Consider the following 21,754-nt stretch of genomic DNA (forward strand, 5'->3'; position numbering starts at 1 on the left):
CATGTCGCGGCCCTCATGCCGGGAACTCGAAGTCGATGCGGCCGTTCTCGGGTCGGTTGGCATCGCTGTCGCAGCGCAGGATCTCGCTGGCGGCCACGCGCAGCAGGCCGGCCTGCAGCTCGCCCGCGGGCTGGCGGCCCCAGCGCTGCAGCCGCAGCACGGCCACCGAGCGCACGCCCTGCACCGCCATCGCCGCGGCCTGCAGCGCGCTCAGCCACAGCACCGCGCCGAAGCTGAAGGCATCGGGGTGGAAGAAGCCCGGCCGGCCGTCGGGCTGCAGGCCGGCGCTGAACACCTCGCGCAGCCGGCGGTGCACGTCGGCCGCGAAGTAGCCCGGCTGCAGGCACACCTGCAGCTCGATGCGCAGCGGCACGTAGCGCGGGTCGCGCAGCGCCACGTCGCCACCCATGGTGCGCAGGCCGTCGAGCAGCGCGGCCAGTGCATCGCGAAAGACCGGATCGGCATTCACCGGCCCGCCGCCGCGGCGGTCGACGGTGACGACGGCGGTGGTCCAGCTGCCGGTCCAGCGGAAGTCGCAGCGGGCGCGCTGCACCTCGGGGTGGCGCATCGCGGCGGCGGCGTAGTCGGCCTCGGTGACGGCACGCTGCTGCACCCGGAACGCCTGCGGCGCATAACGCCGGATGGCCTCGGCCGAATCGGGCTCGGCGGCGCCGGTGGCGGGCAGTGGGTTGCGCACGTCCAGCACCTCGTCCAGCGGCGTGACCAGCTGGCGCAGCACGTCGGCACCCACCTGGCCGGCCATGCCGTTGCCGGTGCGCAGCCGCACGCCGAAGCGGGTGCCGGCGGCCGGCCGGCGGCCCTGCACGGCGTCGCCGAAACGCAGGCGGGCCGTGCGGTCGTGCGCCATCTCCACCACGAACTCGGGCGCCAGCCGGTCGCTGGCCAGCAGGTCGGGGCGGGGCTGCCAGAGGATGTCGCCATCGTCCAGCCACACCGCGGGGCGGGCGGCGCGCGGGTCTTGCCGGCCGGCGGTGCTGGCCGGCGCGGCGCGGGCGGCGGCATCGTCATAGGGCTGCGCGAAGCTCAGGTCGCGGCGGCGCAGGCGCGGCCGGTAGCGGCCTTCTACAGGCACCGTGGGCGGCTGCAGCGCATCGGGCTCCACCCGCGTCTGGCCCAGGTCGGCCAGCAGCAGGTTGCCGCGGGCCACGGCGGTGCGGCGCAGCGCGGTGCTGCCGCCGGCCACCGGCACCATGGCTTCGAGCGGCAGCGCGAAGGGCAGTGCATCGGCCGCATGCCAGCGCACCTGCACCAGCGGCAGGCCGTCGAGCGGGTCGGCATGGCCGGTGTCGACCGACAGCAGCCGCACCACCCAGCGGCGGGCCGGGTCGCGCTCGGCATCGCCGTTGACGGCGTCCAGCGTCTGCTCCAGCAGCAGCGCATCACCCGGCTGCAGGCCCAGCGGCTGCGGCGCCTGCAGCATGGCGGCGGTGCAGCCGCGCGGCAGGCAGGTGAGGGCATGGCTCCATGTGTGCAGCGTGATCTCGTTCTGCGCCGCATGCAGCGCCTGCGCATGCAGGGTCTCGAACACGGTGGCGCCTTGCTGCACGGCCTCGGCCATGCCATCGGCATCCAGCCGGCGCGGCACGGCGCCGGTGAGCACCGGGGTGTGCGCCGGCAGCGGCGCCACGCCGTCCAGCGTGCTGCCGGGCTGCACCGCCACGTGCAGCCAGGTGCGGGCGTTGTTGCCCTGGTGGATGCGGTAGTCCAGCAGCCGCGCATGCCGCTGCAGCGAGGCGCGGTGCCGGGCGGTGCCCAGGTAGGCCTCGGTGGCCACCGCGTCCTGCTGGTAGCTGAGCTGGTCGGCGGCGGTGGCCAGCAGCTCCACCAGCATCACCTGCTGGTCGACCGGGCTGCGCTCGGTCCAGCCGGGCGTGGTGGCGGCCAGGCGGTCGAGCATCAGGCCGCGCAGGCCGGCATAGTCGCGCGCCAGGTAGTCGATGGGCGCGTCGGCCGGCGCGGGCTCGGCGGGGCCGCCATCGGCCTTGCAGTCGAAGGGGTTGGGGCAGCCGACCTTGAAGCTGAAGTCGATGCCCGCCAGCGCGGGGTCGAAGCCGGCGGGTGGCGCCTCGCTGCTGGCCGAGGCCACCAGCCGCAGCCGGTAGGTGCTGAAGTCGCCGGCCGTGGCCACGGTGACCGTCAGGCGCGTACCCGCTGCCGACACCGCCAGCACGGCCGGCGACAGCACCCGCACGCCGCCGTCGATGCGCAGCTGCTCGGCGGTGAGCGGCGGGCCGACGGGCAGGCCACCCGGCTGGCCGGGCAGCGGCGCCACGAACTCCACCGCCAGCGTGCGCTGGTCGGCCGACACCACCTCCAGCCAGGCGATGCCGTTCAAGCCGCCATGCGCGGCCACGGCCTTGATCCGCTCGTCGCGGCCTTGCAGCACCACTTCCGTCATGGGAGCGCCCTCTCGAACGCCTCGACGCGGCTTTCGCCGGTCAGCAGCAGCCGGTAGCGCACCTCCACCCGCAGCGTGGCTTCGTCGGCCACGGCGGTCACGTCGTCCACCGTCAGCCGGTCGCCCAGCCACTGCTGCAGCGCCGCCTGGGTGCTGGCGCGCAGCGTGGAGGCGAGTGCATCGCTGGCCGGCGCGAAGACCATCTGCAGCAGGCCGCTGCCCAGCGTGGGCCGCATCACCCGCTCGCCGGGCGCGGTGAACAGCAGCTGCTCGATCAGGTCGCGCACATGGCGGGCGTCGTCAGCGGCGGCGGTGCGGCCGCGGGCGTCGAACTGCAGCGGATAGGCGATGTTCATGTGGCGATCACCCGGGCCTGGTTGACGGTGATGGTGGGCGCGCCCTGCGGTATCTGCTCGGCCGACAGGCACAGGCCGGTGCTGGTCTGCAGCAGCGCGGGCTGGCCGCCCACCAGCACCCGCGTGGCCGGCACCAGCCAGCGCACCGTCATGCAGGGCTGCGGCTTGGTGCCCGGGCCCACCGGGATCTGGAAAGGGCAGCCGGCGATGGTGCTCATGTCGCTGAGCACGGCCACCGGCTGGCCGCTGACCAGCACCCGTGCATTGGCCGACACGGTGCTGACCTGCCCGCCGTGCATGCAGATGCCGGTGGCGCCGACGTGGTACAGGGGGCCGGGCATGGCGGGCGGCCCTCAGGTGACGGCGAGCGCGCCGCCGTTGACGGTGACGGTGGGCCCCGTCATCACGATGGTGGCGCCCTGGCCGTTGCTGATGGTGATGCCGGTGGCGTTGATGCTGATCATCGCGCCGGTGGCCGTCTTCAGCAGGATGCCGCCGGTGGGGCCGGGCACGTCGCTGAGCATCAACGTCTGCTGGCCCTGCGTCTGCAGCAGCACGCTGGGCGAGGCCGGCAGGCCGGTGAGCGCCAGCGCCGGCACCTCCGACGCATTGCCGTACCAGCAGCCCGTCCAGATCGGGAAGTCGGGGTCGCCCTGCTCGAACTCCACCCACACGCCGGCACCGATCTGCGGCAGCGCCCAGAAGCCCATCTGCCGGCCGGTGAAGGGCAGGCAGGGCAGGGCCCAGTTCAGGCTGTTGAGGCCCAGCACGTCGGGCACCTGCACCTGCAGCCGGCCCTGCTGCATCGGGTCGATGTTGTTGATCACCATGCCGCGGAACTTGCCGAGGTAGCGGCGGGTTTCGCCCTCGCTCATGGATGCCTCCTCATACCGGCAGCGCCTGCGTGAACGACTGCAGCGCATTGCGCGTGAGCCGGAAGTTCTGGGTGTAGTCGCCCGGCTTGATGCTGTGGGTCACGCTCTTGACGAAGTACAGGCCGTCATGCGTGAGGCCGGCACCGCGCACGCCCACCAGCTTGCGGGCGCGCAGCACGCGGCCGTAGCGTGTGACGCGCAGGCTGCCCGAGCCGCTGATCACGTCGGCCTTCTGCGATGCCCGCGCCAGCCCGCGCATCGCGGCGGTGACGGCATCGAGCCGGGCGGTGGAATCGTCCTCGCCTTCGGGCGAGGCCATGTCCAGCTTGGTGTACGACAGCGGCACCGGCATGCGCGGGCCCAGCGGCGGGTTCAGCGGGCCGATGTCGGGCACCGGGATGGGGATGGGCACGCGGCTGTCGGGCTGCTGGATGAAGAACACGAACAGCGTCTTCTGGATGCCGTCGAAGCCCAGCGTCAGCGCATCGACGTTGCTGTGCTGGTCCATGTTGACGGTGAGCGCGGGCTGCACCTCGCCCACCTTGATCTCCGGCCCCCAGTACGCCAGCGACATGCCCACCTCGGGCCCCGGCGTGACGTGGAAGGTGTAGCCCACCTCCGAGGCCAGGCGCTTGATGTAGGCCAGGTCGGTGCCGCGCTGGCCGTTGATGCGCTCCAGCGGGTTGGGCACCGCCACCAGCACGCTGGGCACCACCAGCGGCACGATGCCGTACATCGCGTACTTGGCGATCATCAGCGCCACCCGGCCTTCCACCGTGAGTGCCGGCCACGGAAAGCCGCTGAAATCGATCAGGTCCATCATCTGGCTGACGTCCAGCCCGGTGACGGTGAGCTGGGTCTTGCCCGGCTCGTTGGAGGCGGTGAGTTCATGGCGCGTGATCACGCCGTCGATCAGGATCTCCCGCTCGCCGTTCAGCGTCACCGCCACGATCACCCGGCGCGGCGCATCGAAGAAGCCCGCCGGCAGCAGCTCGCGCATCAGTGCCCCGCTGCCGGCGGCGGTGAACACCAGCTGGAAGCCGCTCTGGCTGCCAGTGGCCTCGGTCACCTGCACCGACACCAGCGCCTCGATCAGCGCCCGCGGCGCGGGTTCGGCGATCACCGCGCCCATGTAGAGCTGCAGCTGCAGGCCCTCAACCACGGTTGCCTCCCGGCAGGGCGATGGCGATGCGGCGGCCCACCTCGTCGACCAGCTCCTGCGGATGCATCACGCCGTTGGCATCGGCGATCTGCCAGCCGGCCTCCGGGTCGGCCAGGTAGCGCGCGGCCAGGGTGTCGGGCCGGTCGCCCTGCACCACGAAGTGCAGCGCCAGCGGCTGCGGCAGCTCGCGCGGCAGGAAGCGGCGGCGCAGGTAGGGCACGGGCGTGCCGTCTTCTCGCCAATGGATGGCCTGCGGCAGGCCGGCGTAGCGGCTGGCCATCACAAGCCCTGCAGCCCGAGGGCGCCAAGTGCGGCCGAACCGGCGCGGCCGGCCAGCGCCTCCAGCCGCCGCTGGTGGGCCAGGTAGAGGCTGCCGCCGCGCGAGGCAAAGGGCAGGTCGTTGATGCTGAGCACCCGCAGCCCCAGCGACACCTTGGCCCGCATCGGGTTGAGCGCACTGTCGAAGGCTTCTTCGGTGATGGTGCATTCGGTGATGCGCACCGGCATCACCCGTGCGCCGCCCCACACGAAGAGCGTGAGCGGTGCGGCGGCCGGCAGGATCTCGATGCTGCCGCGGCCGGCCAGTGCGTCGTTGGCCAGCAGTTGGTCCGCGGTGGGGTACAGCATCTGCTCCAGCGCGGCCAGTTGTGCGGCCAGGCCCACTTCCACCGCCAGCGGATGGCTGTCAGGAAACTCCAGCTGGTCGGTGGCGTCGAGTTCGGCTTCCAGCCGCAGGGTTTCCACCGGCGGGCCCTTCAGGCGCAGGGCTTCCAGCCGGTCGCCGCCTTCGCTGCCGCCCTGCAGCTGCAGTGATCGCGTCAGCGTGTCGGGGTTGTACTGCAGCGCGATCACCCGCAGCGCCTGGCCGCTGTTGGCATCCATCAGCACGATGCCGCCCTTGAGGGTGCGGGGCGAGCGGGTCAGGCCGGTCATGGTGCGCGTCTCCGGTTGAAGTTCACTTGAACTGCTCGAACAGCCAGCGCATCACCGCATCGTTGAACACCGGCACGATGGTGGGCTCGGTGCCCATGCGGCGGTCCATCAGCTCCTGCTCGGTGAGTGCTTCCAGCGACAGCTGCGTGCGCACGGCCGATTCAGTGCCCTTCTGCGCCAGCCACTGCGCCAGGTCGGGCGACAGGCCCGAGCGCAGGTAGATGCCGAACCACAGCTCGTAATGCGCACCGAAGCCGCGGGCATCGCGGTCGGTGTAGGGCAGGCCGCGGGCGGCGAAGTCGGGCGCCACGGCGCCGACGTCGAAGCCGCCACCCGACAGCGGCGGCAGCGTGAACGTGGGCAGCACGCCCGGCCCGGGCTGCAGGCCGCGCAGCGAGGGCAGCAGGTCCGGATCCAGCCGCAGGTCGGGCACCGGCGGGGTGGCGGGCGTGCCGGGGCCGGCGGCATCCAGCGTGAGCGTGCCCAGGCCGAAGCTGAAGCCGCGGCCGGCGCGGCGCGAGAGGTCGAACTCGGCGCCTTCCAGTACATCCACGCCCACGCGCCGGTTCTGCGCGCCGGCGCCGAAGCCGCGGGTCTCGCCGTAGGCATAGGCGGTGATGCGCGAATCCGCCGGCAGCACGCTTTCCAGGTAGGCCTTGACGGCCACCGCGCGGTGGGCCGAGAGGTTCATGTTGTAGTCGTGGTCGCCTTCCGCGCTGGCGTAGCCGTGCACGTGCACGCGGGTGGCCTCGGTGCGGCCGGCCACCAGCTCGTCGAGCGCGGTGCGGCCGGCCGGCGTGAGCGTGGCCTCGTCGCGGCCGAACAGCAGGTGGGTGTCTTCCACCGCGGTGCCGCCGGCTTCGCCTGCGTCCATGCGGATGAAGTCGGCGGTGGGTGCGCTGCGGCCCAGGCCGCTGCCGGGCCGGGGGTCGCGCTGCGTGGTGGCCTGCGCGCCGGGTTGCTGCTGCTGCGCGGCATGGGTGGCTTCGTGCGCGATCAGGGCCTGGCCTTCGGGCCGGCCGGGCTGCCACTGGCCGGTGCCGAACACCATCGCGGCGCCGCTGGTGAAAGCGCGCGCGCTCTCGTCGGCGGCGGCCTGTGCGGCGGCGGCGTCGTGGTGCACCCGTACCTGCCGCAGGTCGGCGCCCAGCCGGGCCTGCAGTGCCAGGCGCAGGCCGGTGGGCAGCGGCTCGCCCAGGCCGGGCGCGGGGCGGGCCGGGGCGCCGGCTGCGCTGCTGCGGCCGGGCCGCAGGCTGCGGCCGGCGGCCACCTGGCGGGCCTCGGCTTCCAGCATGCCGTCGTGCAGCGTGCGTTCGCTGCGCAACGGGCGCGGCGGCGTTGTGCTGCTGCCGCCAACGCGGCTCCGAGGCGCCGCAGTTGAACGTGCGGTGGCGGTCATGGTGTCTCCGCCTCCACCGTGATGCCCGTCGCCCGTGCGGCGCCGATGCGGCCTTCCAGCGCGCCGGGCGTGAAGCCGCTGAAGTCCAGCGTGGAGTCGTGGATCTGCTCGATCACCAGCGACTCCACGCCGATGCGCTGGCCGGCCAGGCGCAGCGGCGCGGCCGGGTCGGTGGCGGCGTTGATGCGGTCCACCTCGATGGTCAGCCGCGAAGGCACGTTGCCGCGCACGCGGATGCCATCGATGGCATTGGGCCCGCCCGGCCCGCCCAGCAGCAGCCGGCCGCCGCCGGTGCCGGGCAGGGTGACGGCGGTGGGCAGCATCTGCAGGTCGGCGTGGATGTTCTGCAGCTGCACCCAGTCGGCCGGGTCGGTGGTGCTGGGCGTGGTGCTGGCCTCGCGCTTGCCGATCAGCGTGGACAGCCGGGCCTGGTCATCGTCGGCCAGCCGCAGCTCCTCGTCGCTGAGGTCGGTCCAGCGCTGGGCCTGGGCATTGAACTGCGGCACCAGCGCCGGCCAGGAGGGCACGACGTTGCCCCAGTCGATGTTGAGCACCAGGTGGCGGTCTTCCACGTCGAAATCGACCACCAGGTCGTTCCAGCCAGTCTGGTCTTCCAGCTCGTCGAGGTTGACCACGCCGTGGCGGATGTGCAGCGTCACTTCCTCCAGGTCGTCCCACCATTCGATGGCCACGACCATCGTGATCGTGCCGTCCAGCGCATCAAGGAAGCCGAGGTCGAAGGGTTCGGTGGACATGTCCGGCTCGGCCTCGCCGCTGCCCGCCAGCAGCGCACCCAGGTCGTCGAGCCGGAACCACGCATCGTCGATGGCCACCTCGGGCAGCGTGATCGGCGCGCCCCGGGCCATGTGGAAGCCGGCCGGCAGCCGCGCGCTGGCCAGCTCCACCGTGAGGCCCAGCTCGCTGTTGCGGTACACCAGGCCGGAGACGGACGCCGAGCGCAGCGATGCACTGCCGGTCGCGCTGTCGTAGTGCGCGCCTTCCAGCGCCAGGCCGGGCAGGGTGCCGGCGGGCAGGTGCGGCGGCACGCCGGTCAGCTCGATGTGGTGGGCGGCGGCATCCAGCACCAGTTGCGAAAGGTCGACGTGCTCGATGTCGAGCTCGAGCCCGCCCGCGCTCAGCAGGCCCAGCCGCAGCGATTCCACCCGCGCGTCGGTGCGGGCCGTCAGCAGGTTCTGCACCTCGATGCCCAGCTGCGCCGCGTCGATGCCGCCGATGCCCAGGCCGCCTTCAGTGAGGAACTCGGTCTCGCCATCGGCCTTCACGCGCGGCGTGATGACGAAGCCTTCGCCGCCCGGCTCGCGCGCGCCCACCCGCAGGCCGCTGACCTGCGTGGCCAGCGTCGGCGGGACGGTCAGGGTCACGTTGCGCGCGCTGCCCATCACGTTCAGGTGCTTGATGACGAAGGTCAGGCCGTTGGCATTGAGCTGCGGCACCTGCAGCTCATGGATGACCACGCGGCTCACGCTGGGTGTGCTGCCGGGCGGTGCACGGTGGATGGTGACGCTGGCGGTGCTGCCCATCAGCGTGGCCTGGCCGCCGGCTTCGGGGAGGGCCAGCCGGTAGTTGGCGCTGTCGAAGGCCAGGGCTTCGATGTCGATCCACGGCAGGCTGAGCGCGGGCAGCTCCACCCGGTCGTCGTAGAGGCGGATGGGGCCGGTGGCGGCATCGCTCACGGTCACGTGGCCGCTGATGCCGGCCGCGAAAGTGCCGCTCAATTCGGCCGATACGGCTTCGGCCGACAGGTCGACGCCATCGCGCCGGAAGCCCACCTGCAGGCTGCCGGCGTCCAGCAGCGCGCCCAGGTCCAGGTCGGCCTGCAGCGCCTGCAGCGCCGCATGCACGTTGCGGGCGCCGATGCTGCCGCCCTCGATGCCGGCCAACCCGCCGCCCCTTTGCGACCACTGCAGGTCGCGCACCTCGATGTCGGCGGCTTCCACCGGCGGGCGGGCAAAGGCCTCGGCACCGGCGCGTGCGCCGGGCCAGGGCGCCAGCGTCTGCATCTCCACCGTCAGCGGCGGGTCGACGTAGCGGAAGTGCGCGGCCTCCAGCCGGTCCACATGCAGCCGGGTGATGCGCAGCTGCAGGTCGGCCGGCCGGGCGGTGTCCACCACCGCATCCACGCGGATGCCGTGCAGCGTGCCCGGCGCCTCCATCGTGAAGCTGCGGGCGCCGGCCTGCCAGGTCAGGCGCTGCACCGTCAGCGCCTGCAGCGTCACGCCCTGCAGCCGCCATTCGCTGCCCTGGTGTTCGATGCGGCCGGCCAGCTCGCGCGCGGCGATGCGCACATGGCCGTCGGCGGTGCGCACCTCGCCCTGGTCGAGCGACAGGCTGCCGATGTCGATGCGCTCGCCTTCGCTGCCCAGGAAGGTGACGCTCAGCGCGCTGCCGTTGAGCCGGCCCCGGCCGAACTGCAGCGCATCTTCCACGTAACCGGTGACGGCCAGGTCGGTCAGGGTGCCGATGCCGGCCGCGCCGTGCAGGCTCATCGCGCCTTCGGCCGGCAGGTCCACTTCCAGGCCGCTGGCCCACACGCCGCCGATCACGCCCGACTCGACCTCGGCGATGGCCTGCAGGGTGGGGTGCCAGTAGCCCAGGTGGTCGCCCCGGATGGCATCGATGGACAGGCTGCCCAGCGACACATGGGCCAGCCGGTATTCGGTACCCGCCGGCCCGCCCGGGCCCTCCGGCTCGAACTGCAGGCTGCCGTCCACCTGCACACCTTCGATCACCGAGCTGCCATGCGACCACAGCTGGTGCCCCGCCGCCTGCACGAACAGGTCGGCCAGCGCCAGGCGTTGCAGCGCCACCGCCTGCAGCTGGATGCGGCGGTGGCTCCAGCTCACCCGGCCGCTGGCTTCTCCGGCATCGACCTGCGTGGCGCTGGCGGGGCCGAAGCGTGCATCGCTGACGTGCGCCGACGAGAACAGCCGGTCGGTTCGCTCGGTGGGCACGCCGTCCACCACCGGCATGCCCAGCGTGCTGCGGCCGGTGCCTTCGATGGTGATGCCGGCCTCCAGCGCGCGGTCGAGCGTGAAGCCGGGATCGGTGATGCGGCCCAGGCCCGCCACCCGCACCGACAGGTCATGCACCTCGGCCGAGCGCGCACCCAGGCTGCGCCGCCATTGCGCGAACAGCGCCATCTCGTCGTGCAGCGCGGCCTGCAGCCGCTCGCGTTCGCGGCCTTCGGCGGCGCCCGCCAGCTCGGTTTCGGTCTGCTCGATCAGCGCGACGAAGCCGAGGAAGGTGGCCAGCGTGGCCTCCACCTCGGCGATGTGGGCGCGCTCGCTGGCGCTGCGCCACTCCTCGGGTTTTTCCAGCAGGCCGGCCAGCTCGGCCCGCAGCGTGGCCTCGGTCATGTCGACCTGCAGGCCGTCGATGCGGGCGAGCACGGCTTGCGCATCGATGCGGCCAGCTCGGGGGTCCACCGCCAGGTCGAAGCCTTCCAGCTGCACGCCGGCCACGGTGGCTTCGCTGGCGCTGTCGCGCAGGCCGCTGGCCTGCAGCGTGGCACCCGACAGGCCAAAGCCGGCGAGCCGCTGCTGCAGCGGCTCGGGCGTGGCCTGCGGGTCGGTGGCCGCGGCCGGAGCCAGCAGGCCGCTGTCCAGCGTGACGCCGGCGCGCACGCCGGTGCCGTGCAGTTCGTCCACCGACAGCGTGCCGGCACGCAGCGCGACGCCGCCTTCGATCGGCCGGCCTGCGTCGTCGGTCGGCCGCAGCGCCGCCAGCCGCTCGGCCGCCAGGCCGAGGCGCCGGCCGCCATCGGCCAGCGTCAGCGTGGCGCCTTCGGCATGCAGGTGGTGGGCGGACAGCGCCTCGTGCGCGGTCAGCGCCTGGTGCAGCGCCATCAGCTCGGCCCGCTCGGTCTCGTTCAGGTAGCTGATGCCGATGGCGGCCAGCCGGTGGTAGTTGATGGCATCAAGCAATCGGCGGCCGCTGTCCTCGAAGGCGATGCGGGCGGCGCGGTCCCAGCGGCGGGCGACCCAGCGGGCGCGGGCGTCTTCATGCGCGCGCTCGGCTTCTTCCACCGTGGGCACGCTGCCGGCCACGCGCAGGCCGTGCAGGTCCAGCGTGCCGAGGTCGAGCGACAGCTCGGCGGTGTCGGGCTCGTCGTCCGCACGCCCGCCGCGTAGCACCGGCGGCCGGTAGGCCTCGCCGCGCAGCAGGCGCGGCAGGGTGTCCGACGAGGTGAGCGCACCCAGCAGCGCGGTGGCGCTGCTGCCGCTGCCGTGCACGTTGCGCAGCTCGACGGCGTCCAGGCTCACCGCGCCCTGCAGGCCGCTCAAGTGCAGCCGGCCCAGGTCGAGCACCGTGCCGCCGTGGTCGAAGCGCCGCAGCAGTGCTTCGTCGGCCTGCAGTGCTTCCTGCTCGGCCGCGGGCAGGCGGCCATCGGTGGCCTGGCGGCGGCGGGCCTCGGCCACGCGGGCTTCGGCGGCTTCGATCTGGTCGGCCAGCGCCTGCACCGCGGCGCGCTGGTGCTGCAGCCGGGTGACCTGCCCGGCCAGGGCTTGGCGTTGCTCGTCGGTGGCGTCGGCCGGCAGGGCCTGCAGCGCGGCCTGGGCTGCGGGCAGCCGTTCGTCGATCACCGCGGCGCTGCGGCGCAGCGCGGCCAGGTAGCCGGCGCGGTCACCGGCGATGTCCAGCGACAGGTTGTCCAGGCTCAGCCGCTCGGCATGCACACCGCCGCTGGTGGTCAGCCCTTCGATGGCGAAGCTGCCGATGGTGACCTGCAGCGCGGTGGCCGCAGCCGGCTCCAGCAGGCCGCTCGACATGTCGGTGCTGGCCGGGCCCACCAGCCGCAGCAGGTTGGGCAGCAGGATCACCGACCAGAAGTCGTAGCCCTCGCGCGGCGGCGCCTGCCGCTGGGCGATCGCGTCTTCGCCCAGGCGTGCGTCCAGCATGGTGACGGTGGCCGTGTTGACGGCGACCATGCTGTCCTCGAACACCAGCATCACGTCCTGCAGCACCAGCGAATCCATGTGCAGCGACAGCGATGCCGGCGGCCGGCCCACGTCGGTCGGGTAGGCCATGTGCAGCCGCAGCCCGCCCACGCGGCCCGCGCCGGCCTGGAACAGCAGGCTGCCCACCGGGTAACGGATGGCGGCGATGGCCAGGTCGGTCGCGTTCATCTCCAGCACGCCCTGGGCGGTGTCCCAGGCCACGTGGTCGATGAAGTTCACGCCCTGCTGCGCGGCCTGGGCGGCGCGGCCTTCCTCGCCCAGCGATTCGAAGTCCGCGAAGCGGATGCCCATGAAGCTGCCGCCGAAGATCTGCTGGAAGGCCACCGCATCCAGCCCCTCGCCGCCGATGGAGCGGCTGAGCACCGCCATGTCGCGGCTGGACGCCATGAAACCCGCGGCCTGCACCGCATAGCGGTTGACGTAGTAGAACGGGCCTTCGTCGTACCAGGGCACGCCTTCCAGCAGCTCGGGGTCGTACTGCCGCCGGTGCTCGGGGTGGTAGAGGCGGAAGGGCTCGACGATGCGCTGCACGAAGTCGGGCGCCAGGTAGTCGGCCGGGCGCGCGGTGTGCTGCAGCTCGGATTGCTGGAACACGAATTCATGCTGCCGCGCCGCGATGGCCATGCGCACCAGGCCGGCCAGCCGCCCCATCTGCGCCGGCTGCCACAGCGCGGGGTCGAGCAGCTGCCGCTGGATGGAGGCCAGGTCGCTGCCGCCTGCGCCGCCGCCATAGAAGTTGGCGCGCGACGATTCGCGCTGGCTCACGCTCAGGTTGTCGTTGATGGCGGCACCCAGGTCGGCCAGCAGGCGTTCACGCATCGCGCCCGGCAGCACGCCGATGAGCTGCATCGCCAGCCAGGCTTCTTCGTCGTTCACGATGTCGAGGAACCAGCTTTGCGTGGCCAGCTCCCGCGCGAAGCTGGCGTTGCGCCAGGGGTCGCGGTGGCCCAGCAACCGCAGCAGCACCGCCAGCCGGTGTTCACCCGCCACCCGCTGCGCGCCGCCGCCGCCGTACAGCCGGGCGACCGGAAAGCCCTGCAGCCAGGGCTCGAACAGGTCCTGCGCACGCTCGCCGTCGTTCTGCAGGCGCTGGGCCACGGCGCGCAACTTTTCGGGCTCGCGCATCCAGGGCGCCAGCCGGTCGAGCAGCAGCAGGCGCTCGGTGTCGCTGGGGCCGCGGCGCAGGCTGTCGCGCACTTCGACATACGCCTCGCGCAGGGCTTCGTCGCCGTCGAAGGCCTGCGTGGCGGCCTCGGCTTCGGCGGCGTCGCGCTGCAGGCGCTCGTTGGCGCGGCGGATGGCGGCGGCTTCGTCGAACTGCGCCGGGCCCAGGGCTTCCAGGCGGTCCAGCGCCTCGCGCCGGGCCGGTTCTTCGCGCAGCGCGGCCCAGGTGGCGGGGCTCAGCTGCTCGCGCACGCGCAGCAGCGCGAAGTGCTCGTCCGGGCCCAGGTGGTGGAAGTCCATGCCGCCGAAGATGTCGGCGTCGGCCCGGGCCAGCAGGTCGGCGTCCAGCACGCTGTAGAAGGCCAGCACCTGCGGCCGGTAGCGGGCGCGGTGGCCGTCCGACAGCTCGGCCAGCAGCTTCTCGCGGTCGGCGCGGGTGATGGCCGTGGCTTCGTCGTCGGCCGCAGGCTGCCCGGCCATCAGCGCCCGCACGGTGACGAATTCGAGCGACTGCAGGATGACGAGGATCTGCTCGACCATGCCATCGGTCACCCACAGGAAGCCCAGCCAGCCGCGCAGCAGCCGCTTGATGCGGGCCACATCGCGGGTATGGCGCTGTCGCACCGCGGCATCGAAGCCGGTGTCGGCCGCGGCCCGCGCATCGGGCAGCAGCAGGCGTGGCCGGGGCAGCTGGCGCAGCGCGGCGGCGGCCAGGCCGATGTCGTGGGCTTCCAGCTCGGCAGCGGCACGGCCGGCCATCACGCCGCCGGGCAGCAGCCGCAGGCCGCGGCGCTGCGCCACATGGGCCAGCTCATGCGCCAGCAGGTAGCGGCCCCGCGCGGTGCCGGCATCGAAGTCGCGCGGATGCAGCCACACGCGGCGGCCCTCGGTGAGGGCGGCGGCGCCGGGCAGCGCGGCAAGGCGGCGGGCATCGACCTGCACGGTGACGCCGGCCAGGCCGAGGTCGGCCTGCAGGCGGCGCAGCAGCGTGGGCGGCAAGGGCTCAGCCGCCGGTACGCCACCGCCACGCGCCGGCTGCAGCAGCGGCGTGCGGTGCGGGCTGGCCGGTGACGGCGCACGGCGGGTGCCGACAGCGGCCGCACGGTCGCGGTCACGACCAGCACGGGCCTGAGGCGCCGGCCGGGCGGGCTGCAGCAAGGCACTCATGACGCGTCCCCGCCGGCCAGCGACTGCAGCAGCGCCCGCGCCGCGTCGCGGCCGATGTCCGCCGGCGTGGCGCTGCGGCCGGGGCGGCCGGGCACGGTCAGCCGGCGCTGGTCGCTGGCGCTGCCGTCAACCGGCGCGCCGGCCTGCGCGGCCTCGGCCTGCAGCGTGCGCACGAAGGCCGCGCGCACCTGCGCCGCATCGGCGGCGCTGAAGCCGGTGAGCACCAGCCGCTCGATGTGGATCTGCCGCATCACAGCCAGCCCTCGGTTTCCACGGCATTCAGCGGCCGTTCGAGCTTGGCGTATTCGGTGCGCGTGGCGGCCAGCAGGTGCTGCATGCCCAGCGGTTCGCCGGCATCGGCAGCCAGCACCGCGGCATGCAGCGCGATGCTGCGGATGTGGCCGCCGGCCACGTTCAGCCGGGCCAGGCGGTCGCAATCCACCCGGCCGAGCGGCATGCGCGGCGGCAGGCTGCGGCGCCAGATGCGCGCCCGCTCGGCCGCGGCCGGGAACGGAAACTCCACCACGAAGCGGATGCGCCGCAGGAAGGAGGCATCCAGCGCGCTGCGCAGGTTGGTGGTCAGGATGGCCAGGCCGCGGTAGGCCTCCATGCGCTGCAGCAGGTAGCCCACCTCGATGTTGGCGTAGCGGTCGTGGCTGTCCCGCACCTCGCTGCGCTTGCCGAAGAGGGCATCGGCCTCGTCGAACAGCAGCACCGCGCCGCCCTGCTCGGCGGCGTCGAACACGCTGCGCAGGTTCTTCTCGGTCTCGCCGATGTACTTGCTGACGACGGCCGACAGGTCGATGCGCACGAGGTCCAGCCCCTGTTCATGCGCCAGCACCTCGGCGGCCAGCGTCTTGCCGGTGCCGCTGGGGCCGCTGAAGAGTGCGGTCAGCCCCAGGCCCCGGCTCTGGCGGTCGGCGAAGCCCCATTCCTGGTACACGCGGTGGCGCTGGCGCAGGTGGGCGCCGATCGCCCGCAGCGCAGCGGCCTCGCGCGGGGGCAGCACCAGGTCGTTCCAGTCGACCTGCGGCGTGAGGGTGTGCGCCAGCGCGCCCAGCCGCGGCCGCGCGGCGCCGCGGGCGGCCTGCCACAGCGCCTGGGCCGGCGGCAGGCCCCCTGCGGCCAGTTGCCGGGCCTGCTGGCCGGCCCGCTGCACCTGCGCGGCACCCAGGCGGAACTGCTGGCTGAGCTGGTCGTAGGTGGCATCCAGGCCGGTGGCCGCGGGCCAGGCGGTGGCGGCGCGCTGCCACATCCAGCGCTGCTCGGCGGCGGGCAGCGGCGCCAGCTCGACCTGCAGCCGCTCACGCGCGCCCAGCACCGGCACCGGGCCGTCGGCCAGCAGGAAGAGCGGGCCGCCGAGGTCGTCGGCCAGCGCGGCCAGCATCGCCGCGCGCGGGCCTTCGGCATCGGGGGCCACCACCGCCAGCGCACGCGGCGCCAGCAGGGCCTCGCGGCTCCACAGCCGGGCCAGGCTGCGGCGCTCGGCCACCGGCTCGGGCAGGTCGGCCAGCTGCAGGCGCAGCAGCTGCAGGCCGGCGGCGGCGGCGCTGGCGGCGGCCAGGGCCAGGCCGTCTTCCACATCGTGGCCGCCGATCTGCACGCAGGGTGCGGTGTGCGCATCGGCCAGCAGCGGCGCCAGCCGGCCGGCCTGTGCGCGGCGCGAGGGCGGCAGCCAAACCGGCGCGGCCACGGGGCGCAGGTGGGGCTGCAGCCGTTCGTCCAGTGGGTCCAGCCCCATCAGGTGGTGCAGCAGGCGTTCGTCGATGGCCAGCCGGGCCTGCAGCAGCTCGCCACCTTCGGCCACCTCCACCAGCCGCCAGCGGCGCAGCGGTGCATCGGGCGCCAGCGCGCTCCAGTGCGGCTCGGCCAGCGCGGCCAGCGCCAGCGCGAAGCTGGGCAGCGCGGCGCCACCCGCCCGCTGGCGGCAGGCGGCCTGCAGCGCCGGGTCGATCTCCACCCCGGCGCACAGCAGCAGCACGTGGCGCTCGAAGGGCGAGAGGCCGAGGCGCCCGGCCAGCCGGCGCAGCCGTGGCGGCTCGTGCTGCAGCGTCGCCGGGCCGGTGGCGGCGGGTTCGGCCAGCCGGGCGGCCAGCGCGGCCGCGGCAGCGACAAGGGCGCGGCGGTCGTCGTCGGGCACCGCGGCGTTGCCGGCGCCGTGCTCGCCGGCAGTGCCGGGCGGGGCATCGTCCGGCGCGGTGCGCCGTCCCGGCGGCTCGGGCCGTGCCTGCGGCGGGTCGGGCAGGGTGAGGTCGTCCATGGCGGCGGCGCGGCGCGTTCAGATGTCGACCACCGGGCCGCTGAAGCGGCCGGTGCCGGGGTCGGTGGCCAGCAGGCTGTCGGCGCCGTCCACCTGCGCCCGCAGCAGGTAGCGGCCGGTGGGCACGCGCCGCAGCGGCAGCTCGATCAGCAGCGCATCGGCCTGGCTGGCCGGCAGGCCGTTGCCGGCCGGGGCGCGCAGCCGCAGCGCCGCGCCGCCACCGGCCGGTGCGTCCAACTCGTTCAGCAGCGCCTGCACCTGCTGGTGGCGCGCCACCGGGGTGGTGAACTGCAGCGCCAGCGTGCCGCTGTGCAGCGTGCGGCCGTCGACCAGCTCCACGTCGGTGATGGTGGCGGTGGCCGACACCCGCGGCCGCAGCAGCACCGGCAGCAGGTTGGATTCGGCCGCCGCATGCAGCACCGGCGGGTCGCCCAGCGGCCGGCGGTGGATCACGCGCGCGCCGCTGGGGCCGGGGTACAGGCCGGCGGGCAGCGGCTCGGGCAGCACCAGGGTCAAGGCGTCGTCGGTGGTGGCGGTGACCAGCGCCGTCACGTCGATGCCGGCCAGCTCCACCTGCAGCGCATCGGCGGCCAGCCGCTGGCCCTGCAGCCGCAGCGTGCTGCCGGGCAGCAGCGGCGCGGCCGCATCGCCGTCGGCCTGCGCCTGCAGCAGCAGCGGCACGCTGGCCGGCAGCGCCGCGCCGACGCGCCGGGCCACCGGCAGCGCACCGCGCGGCGTGCTGCGGCTGTCGATGATCACGGTGGTGACCAGGTAGGGCACGGTGGTGCGGTAGCGCGCCTGCATCGCCGACCACAGCCGCGAGACGTCTTCCGCCGAGATGCTGGAAGGCACGATGCGCAGCCGCTCGATCTGCTCGGCGATGCCCGATTGCGCCAGCGCCGCCGGAAAGCCGGTGGGCGGCGCGGCCGGCGACAGCGCCCGCTCGATGGCCGCGCGCGTGGGCACCGGCTCCTCATGGAAGGCCAGCATCGCCTCGCCCAGCAGGATCTCGCTGGCCAGCGGCGTGGCGCCGAACACGGTGACCAGGTAGTGCAGGTCCAGCACCAGCGGCGGCGCCTCGGTGCGCCGGCCGCCGCCGTCGCGCGAGGGCAGTGCCGCATTGGCCCAGCCGGCATTGCGCGTGACCTGGTGCAGGAAGACGTTGACCTGGTTGGGATCGGCCGCGCCGCTCAGGTCGATGCGGTCGGGCGGCAGCGCACTGACGTTGACCTGCCCCAGTGCCGAGGCCACCGGCTCGCCGGCGAAGCGCGCGGCCAGCATGTCGGTGAGCACGGCGGTGACGGCGCCGAGGGCCAGGCTGGTGCTCATGGCGTGTCCATGGGGGTGTCAACGCCGGCCGCGGCCGGCCAGGTAGTCGGCCAGGCCCAGCGGCACCACGGCGGGCGCGGCGACCGGCGCGCCTGCCGGTGGCAGCGGCTGCGGTGGCCGGGTGGCGGGCAGCGCGCGGATCTCCACGCTGCCGATGTGCACCTGCACCGCGGGTGCGGCGGGCGCCGCTGCGGCGGTACCGGGTCCGGCGGCCCTGCCTGGGGCCGGCCGGGGCAGTGCCGCGCCCGGCACTGCACGCGGCGGCGGCCGCACCCAGGGTGCGTCGGACCGCGCGCGCTGCGCCGCAGGCTGCGGTTGCACCCTGCGGCCCGCAGCGGGCTCGGGGGGTGGCAGGTCCGCCGGCGTGGCCGGTGTCTGCTGGGCCGTGGGCAGCATCGGATGCGGCGCCGGGCCCGCCGGTGACCGATCGGCAGGCCCCGGTGCGGCCGCATCCGGTGGATGGTCCGCTTGCCTGGACAAGTCCACGGCAGCCGTGGGTTGCGCCGAGGGCTTGCGCTGCGGCGCCGTTACGCCGTGCCCGGCCTCCCGCGCATCGGTGGCCCAGCTCTGGCGCGGCTGCGGCACGGCATCCGGCGCTTGCGGCGCTGCCTGGCTGCGCCTCCCGGCATCGGCCGAGCTGGCCTGCCCGCGCTGCGCCGGTGCCTGCGGCGCAGGTGCCGGCCGGGCAGCCGCAGGGCGAAAGGGCGGGTCGACCCCCGCTGGCTGGCGGTGCCCCGGGAAGCCTGGCGTCGCGGCCGTCGCCGCGGCTGCTGGCGGTGCGCCGAGGGGCGCCTGGCCCAGGGGCATGCCGGGCCCGGCGGCCTCTCCCGGCGGATCGGCCGGCGGCCCGGCTTCCTCCCGCTCGAAGCGATGGGCTGGCCGCCGGGTGACCACCGGCAGCCGTCCCGCGGCGCGCAGCAGCATGTGGGCCAGGATGTTCGCCATCAGCGTCTCAGGTTCTCAGCTCGCGCCGCCTCACAGGCAACCCAGGTAGAAGCGCCGGCGCGCCGCGGGCAGCGCCAGGATGTCGCGCTCCGACCAGTGGTAGGCCAGGGCCAGCGCATGCACCTCGTGCAGCAGCCGGAGGGCGGCGGCGTCGATGTCGGCCCGCAGGAAGCGGGCAATGTCCAGCGCCTCGTCCCACTGCATGCCGCAGGCCGGGCATTGCAGCGCCACCTGGGGGTCGGCCAGCGGTGCGGCCTCGGCCAGCGCCCGGCCGAAGGCATCCGCCAGCCGGCGCGGGTCGTGGTCCGGCTGCAGGCTGCCGGCCAGGCAGCGCAGCAGCAGTGCCTGCACGCCGGCATCGATGGCTTCGTCGGCCGAGGCGGCCGTGTCGGCCGAGGCCACGCGCAGGGCCTCGCCCACGTCCTGGCTGCTGGGGTGGCGCAGCCGGCAGGGCGGGCCGGGCAGCTCGCCAAAGGGCAGCTCCAGCGTGCGGCCGATGCCGGCCAGGGCGTCGTCATCGGCGTCTACGTCGTCGGCGCCGGCGAGCAGCGCCTGCACGCTCAAGGTGTATTCGATGCGCTCGGCGCAGGCCGGGCAGCTGGAGGTGGCCTCCATGCGGTCGCCGAAGGTGGCGCGCCGCCAGCGCAGCAGCTGCGCATCGCGGCGGTCCACCGGCACCGCGGCCAGCTGGGCCCGGGTGTGGCCGGGATGCAGCGCGCCCAGCAGCTCCAGCGCCAGCTCGTTGGCATCGGCGGCCTGCAGCCGGTCGGCCAGGGCCACCAGGTCGGCATCGGCCATCGGCCGGATTGCAGTCATCGCCGCAGCCCCCTCACACCGGCTCGTCGAAGCTCTCTTCGGTGGGCTCGGTCACGCTGTAGTCGCGCTCCCAGCCTTCGTTCTCCAGCTTCAGCGTCTGAATGGCCACCGCATTGGCATTGGCGTCCAGGTCGGGCAGCGGCTGGTATTCCGAGGGCCAGCAGCGGAACACGTTGTAGGCCAGCACCACCTGGCCGGCCTCGTTGCACACCTCGATGGTGAGGTTCTTGCGGAAGTCCTTCAGCGCGGCCTCCGCGCCCAGGCCGGCGCCGAAGTTCCACACCTTGTTGGCCCAGCGCTCGAACTCCACGTCGTGCGTGACGCCGCGCTCCAGCGTGATGGCCTCGTACTCGGTGCGGCCCGGGCTCTTGCGGCTGGTGCTGGGGTCGCTGCCCTCGCGGTGCTTGACCACCTCGGTGGTGCGCTTGAGGCCGCTGACCTTGCTGATGCCGGCCACGTAGCGGCCGTCCCACTTCACCCTGAACTTGAAGTTCTTGTAGGGGTCGAAGCGCGTGGCATTGACGCTGAACTGTGCCATGGGGTGCTCCTTCCGGTCAGGCCTGGACCTGGCCGGCCAGCTGCTGCAGCTTGATGACCACGAACTCGGCCGGCTTCAGCGGCGCGAAGCCCACCACGATGTTCACGATGCCGCGGTTGATGTCGTCCTGCGTGGTGGTCTCGCGGTCGCACTTCACCAGGTAGGCGTCCGACGGCTTGCTGCCCTGGAAGGCGCCCTGGCGGAACAGGCCCTGCATGAAGGCGCCCAGGTTGAGCCGGATCTGCGACCACAGCGGCTCGTCGTTGGGCTCGAACACCACCCACTGCGTGCCGCGGTACAGGCTCTCCTCGATGAACAGGGCCAGCCGGCGCACCGGCAGGTACTTCCACTGCGAGGCCAGGCTGTCGGCGCCCTGGCGGGTGCGTGCGCCCCATACCAGCCGGCCGGCCGGCGGCATCGAGCGCAGGCAGTTGATGCCCAGCGGGTTGAGCTCGCCGTTCTCGGCATCGGTCAGCGGCACGGCCAGCTCGGGCACGCCCACCAGCGTGGCGTCCTGCCCCGCGGGCGCCTTCCACACGCCGCGCTGGCCATCGGTGCGGGCGATCACGCCGGCCACCACGCCGCAGGGCGCGAAGGTCTCGATCTGGCCGTCGCGCTCGCTGTTGACCATGCGCACCCGCGGGAAGTACAGCGCCGCATTGGCGCTGGTGGTGCCCAGCGCGCCGATGCCGGCCAGCGCCTGGTCCTTGGTCAGCCAGCCGCTGGGCGGATCGACGATGAGCATCGCGCGCCGGCGCTCGCAGTAGGCGGCCGCGGCGCCCCACACGTCGGCCGGCACGTCGGTGTTGGGCGTCATCGGCGGGATGCACAGCAGGTTGAAGATGTCCGCATGGGCCAGCGCGTACAGGCCGGTCTTGTTCAGCTCGCTGCCCAGGTAGTCGGCGGATGTCAGCGCCAGACCGTCGGAGGCGGCGGTGCTCACGCCCGCGCTGGTGCCGGCGCCGAAGGGATCGGCCCCTGCGGCGGGCGCGGCACTGGCCGCCGGCCGCGCGCCGGGAATGCCGCCGAAGGTGCGCACCAGCCGCGACTCATTGCGCAGCACGTTCAGCACGTAGCGCGGGTGGGCGCTGTCGACGCTGAGGTTGCGGTGCGTCTCGGTGTCGCCGGTGCCCATGTCGCGCACCGAGAGGTTGAACACGTCGGGGCCGGCGGTGGCGTGGTCGACGCGGGCGCGCAGCGCATTGCCCCAGGCGCCTTCGTAGGCCGCTTCCAGCCCCAGGCTGTCGACCGCCAGCCGCGCGCGGGTCACCGGCGCCACCGCGGCGGCCGCGGCGCTCACGGCGGCGGGCTTGGCGGCGCTGATGGCATCGGCCACGTCCTGCGGCGCGGCGGCCCCGGCCACGGCCTGCGCACCCGCCGCAGCCACCGCCGTGGCGGCCGCCAGCGCCGCC

At 74.0% G+C, this 21,754-nt stretch carries 16 protein-coding genes; all 16 read right to left on the reverse strand.

Annotation, left to right across the window (positions count from 1 at the left end; translation table 11 throughout):
- Positions 1-13: 13 nt before the first annotated feature.
- Positions 14-2,419: a baseplate J/gp47 family protein gene (locus tag VO99_RS15625; RefSeq protein ID WP_052736369.1), complete on the reverse strand. Its 2,406-nt coding sequence runs from the start codon at positions 2,417-2,419 to the stop codon at positions 14-16.
- Positions 2,416-2,775, reverse strand: a complete 360-nt coding sequence (locus VO99_RS15630; protein WP_046113790.1) for a GPW/gp25 family protein — start codon at positions 2,773-2,775, stop codon at positions 2,416-2,418. Before VO99_RS15630 ends, VO99_RS15625 begins: the two co-directional genes overlap by 4 nt.
- Entirely contained in the window at positions 2,772-3,116 is a 345-nt protein-coding gene (locus VO99_RS15635) for a PAAR domain-containing protein (RefSeq protein ID WP_046113791.1), read from the reverse strand. Before VO99_RS15635 ends, VO99_RS15630 begins: the two co-directional genes overlap by 4 nt.
- 12 nt (positions 3,117-3,128) lie before the next feature.
- Complete coding sequence (locus VO99_RS15640) at positions 3,129-3,650, reverse strand: phage baseplate assembly protein V (protein WP_046113792.1); 522 nt, start codon at positions 3,648-3,650, stop codon at positions 3,129-3,131.
- Between the two features lie 10 nt (positions 3,651-3,660).
- Complete coding sequence (locus VO99_RS15645) at positions 3,661-4,812, reverse strand: hypothetical protein (RefSeq protein ID WP_046113793.1); 1,152 nt, start codon at positions 4,810-4,812, stop codon at positions 3,661-3,663.
- Complete coding sequence (locus tag VO99_RS15650) at positions 4,805-5,092, reverse strand: hypothetical protein (protein WP_046113794.1); 288 nt, start codon at positions 5,090-5,092, stop codon at positions 4,805-4,807. The genes VO99_RS15645 and VO99_RS15650 overlap by 8 nt, the downstream gene beginning before the upstream one ends.
- On the reverse strand, positions 5,092-5,745 hold the full coding sequence (locus VO99_RS15655; RefSeq protein WP_046113795.1) for a hypothetical protein: 654 nt from the start codon (positions 5,743-5,745) through the stop codon (positions 5,092-5,094). The genes VO99_RS15650 and VO99_RS15655 overlap by 1 nt, the downstream gene beginning before the upstream one ends.
- 22 nt (positions 5,746-5,767) lie before the next feature.
- The gene (locus VO99_RS28890) at positions 5,768-7,069 is read right to left on the reverse strand and encodes an eCIS core domain-containing protein (protein ID WP_052736370.1); all 1,302 of its coding nucleotides are present in this window, start codon (positions 7,067-7,069) and stop codon (positions 5,768-5,770) included.
- Positions 7,070-7,140: 71 nt separating this feature from the next.
- The gene (locus tag VO99_RS15665; RefSeq protein WP_083440634.1) at positions 7,141-14,454 is read right to left on the reverse strand and encodes an eCIS core domain-containing protein; all 7,314 of its coding nucleotides are present in this window, start codon (positions 14,452-14,454) and stop codon (positions 7,141-7,143) included.
- Positions 14,451-14,705, reverse strand: coding sequence for a hypothetical protein (locus tag VO99_RS15670; RefSeq protein WP_046113797.1), 255 nt, complete (start codon positions 14,703-14,705; stop codon positions 14,451-14,453). The genes VO99_RS15665 and VO99_RS15670 overlap by 4 nt, the downstream gene beginning before the upstream one ends.
- Positions 14,705-16,714 carry an ATP-binding protein gene (locus tag VO99_RS15675; RefSeq protein WP_083440635.1) on the reverse strand — a complete coding sequence of 670 codons (2,010 nt, stop codon included), beginning with the start codon at positions 16,712-16,714 and terminating at the stop codon, positions 14,705-14,707. The genes VO99_RS15670 and VO99_RS15675 overlap by 1 nt, the downstream gene beginning before the upstream one ends.
- An 18-nt stretch (positions 16,715-16,732) precedes the next feature.
- On the reverse strand, positions 16,733-18,043 hold the full coding sequence (locus VO99_RS15680; RefSeq protein ID WP_046113798.1) for a Pvc16 family protein: 1,311 nt from the start codon (positions 18,041-18,043) through the stop codon (positions 16,733-16,735).
- An 18-nt stretch (positions 18,044-18,061) separates the two neighbouring features.
- Positions 18,062-18,988, reverse strand: coding sequence for a hypothetical protein (locus VO99_RS30290; RefSeq protein WP_157039586.1), 927 nt, complete (start codon positions 18,986-18,988; stop codon positions 18,062-18,064).
- A 30-nt stretch (positions 18,989-19,018) separates the two neighbouring features.
- Entirely contained in the window at positions 19,019-19,786 is a 768-nt protein-coding gene (locus VO99_RS28895) for a hypothetical protein (protein WP_052736371.1), read from the reverse strand.
- Between the two features lie 31 nt (positions 19,787-19,817).
- Positions 19,818-20,342 carry a phage tail protein gene (locus VO99_RS15690; RefSeq protein ID WP_046113799.1) on the reverse strand — a complete coding sequence of 175 codons (525 nt, stop codon included), beginning with the start codon at positions 20,340-20,342 and terminating at the stop codon, positions 19,818-19,820.
- 16 nt (positions 20,343-20,358) lie between these two features.
- The coding region (locus tag VO99_RS15695) for a phage tail sheath family protein (RefSeq protein ID WP_052736372.1) at positions 20,359-21,754 on the reverse strand (1,396 nt) is incomplete at its 5' end.

This window comes from Aquincola tertiaricarbonis (genome assembly GCF_000969605.1).
Classification (GTDB): Bacteria; Pseudomonadota; Gammaproteobacteria; order Burkholderiales; family Burkholderiaceae_C; genus Aquincola; species Aquincola tertiaricarbonis.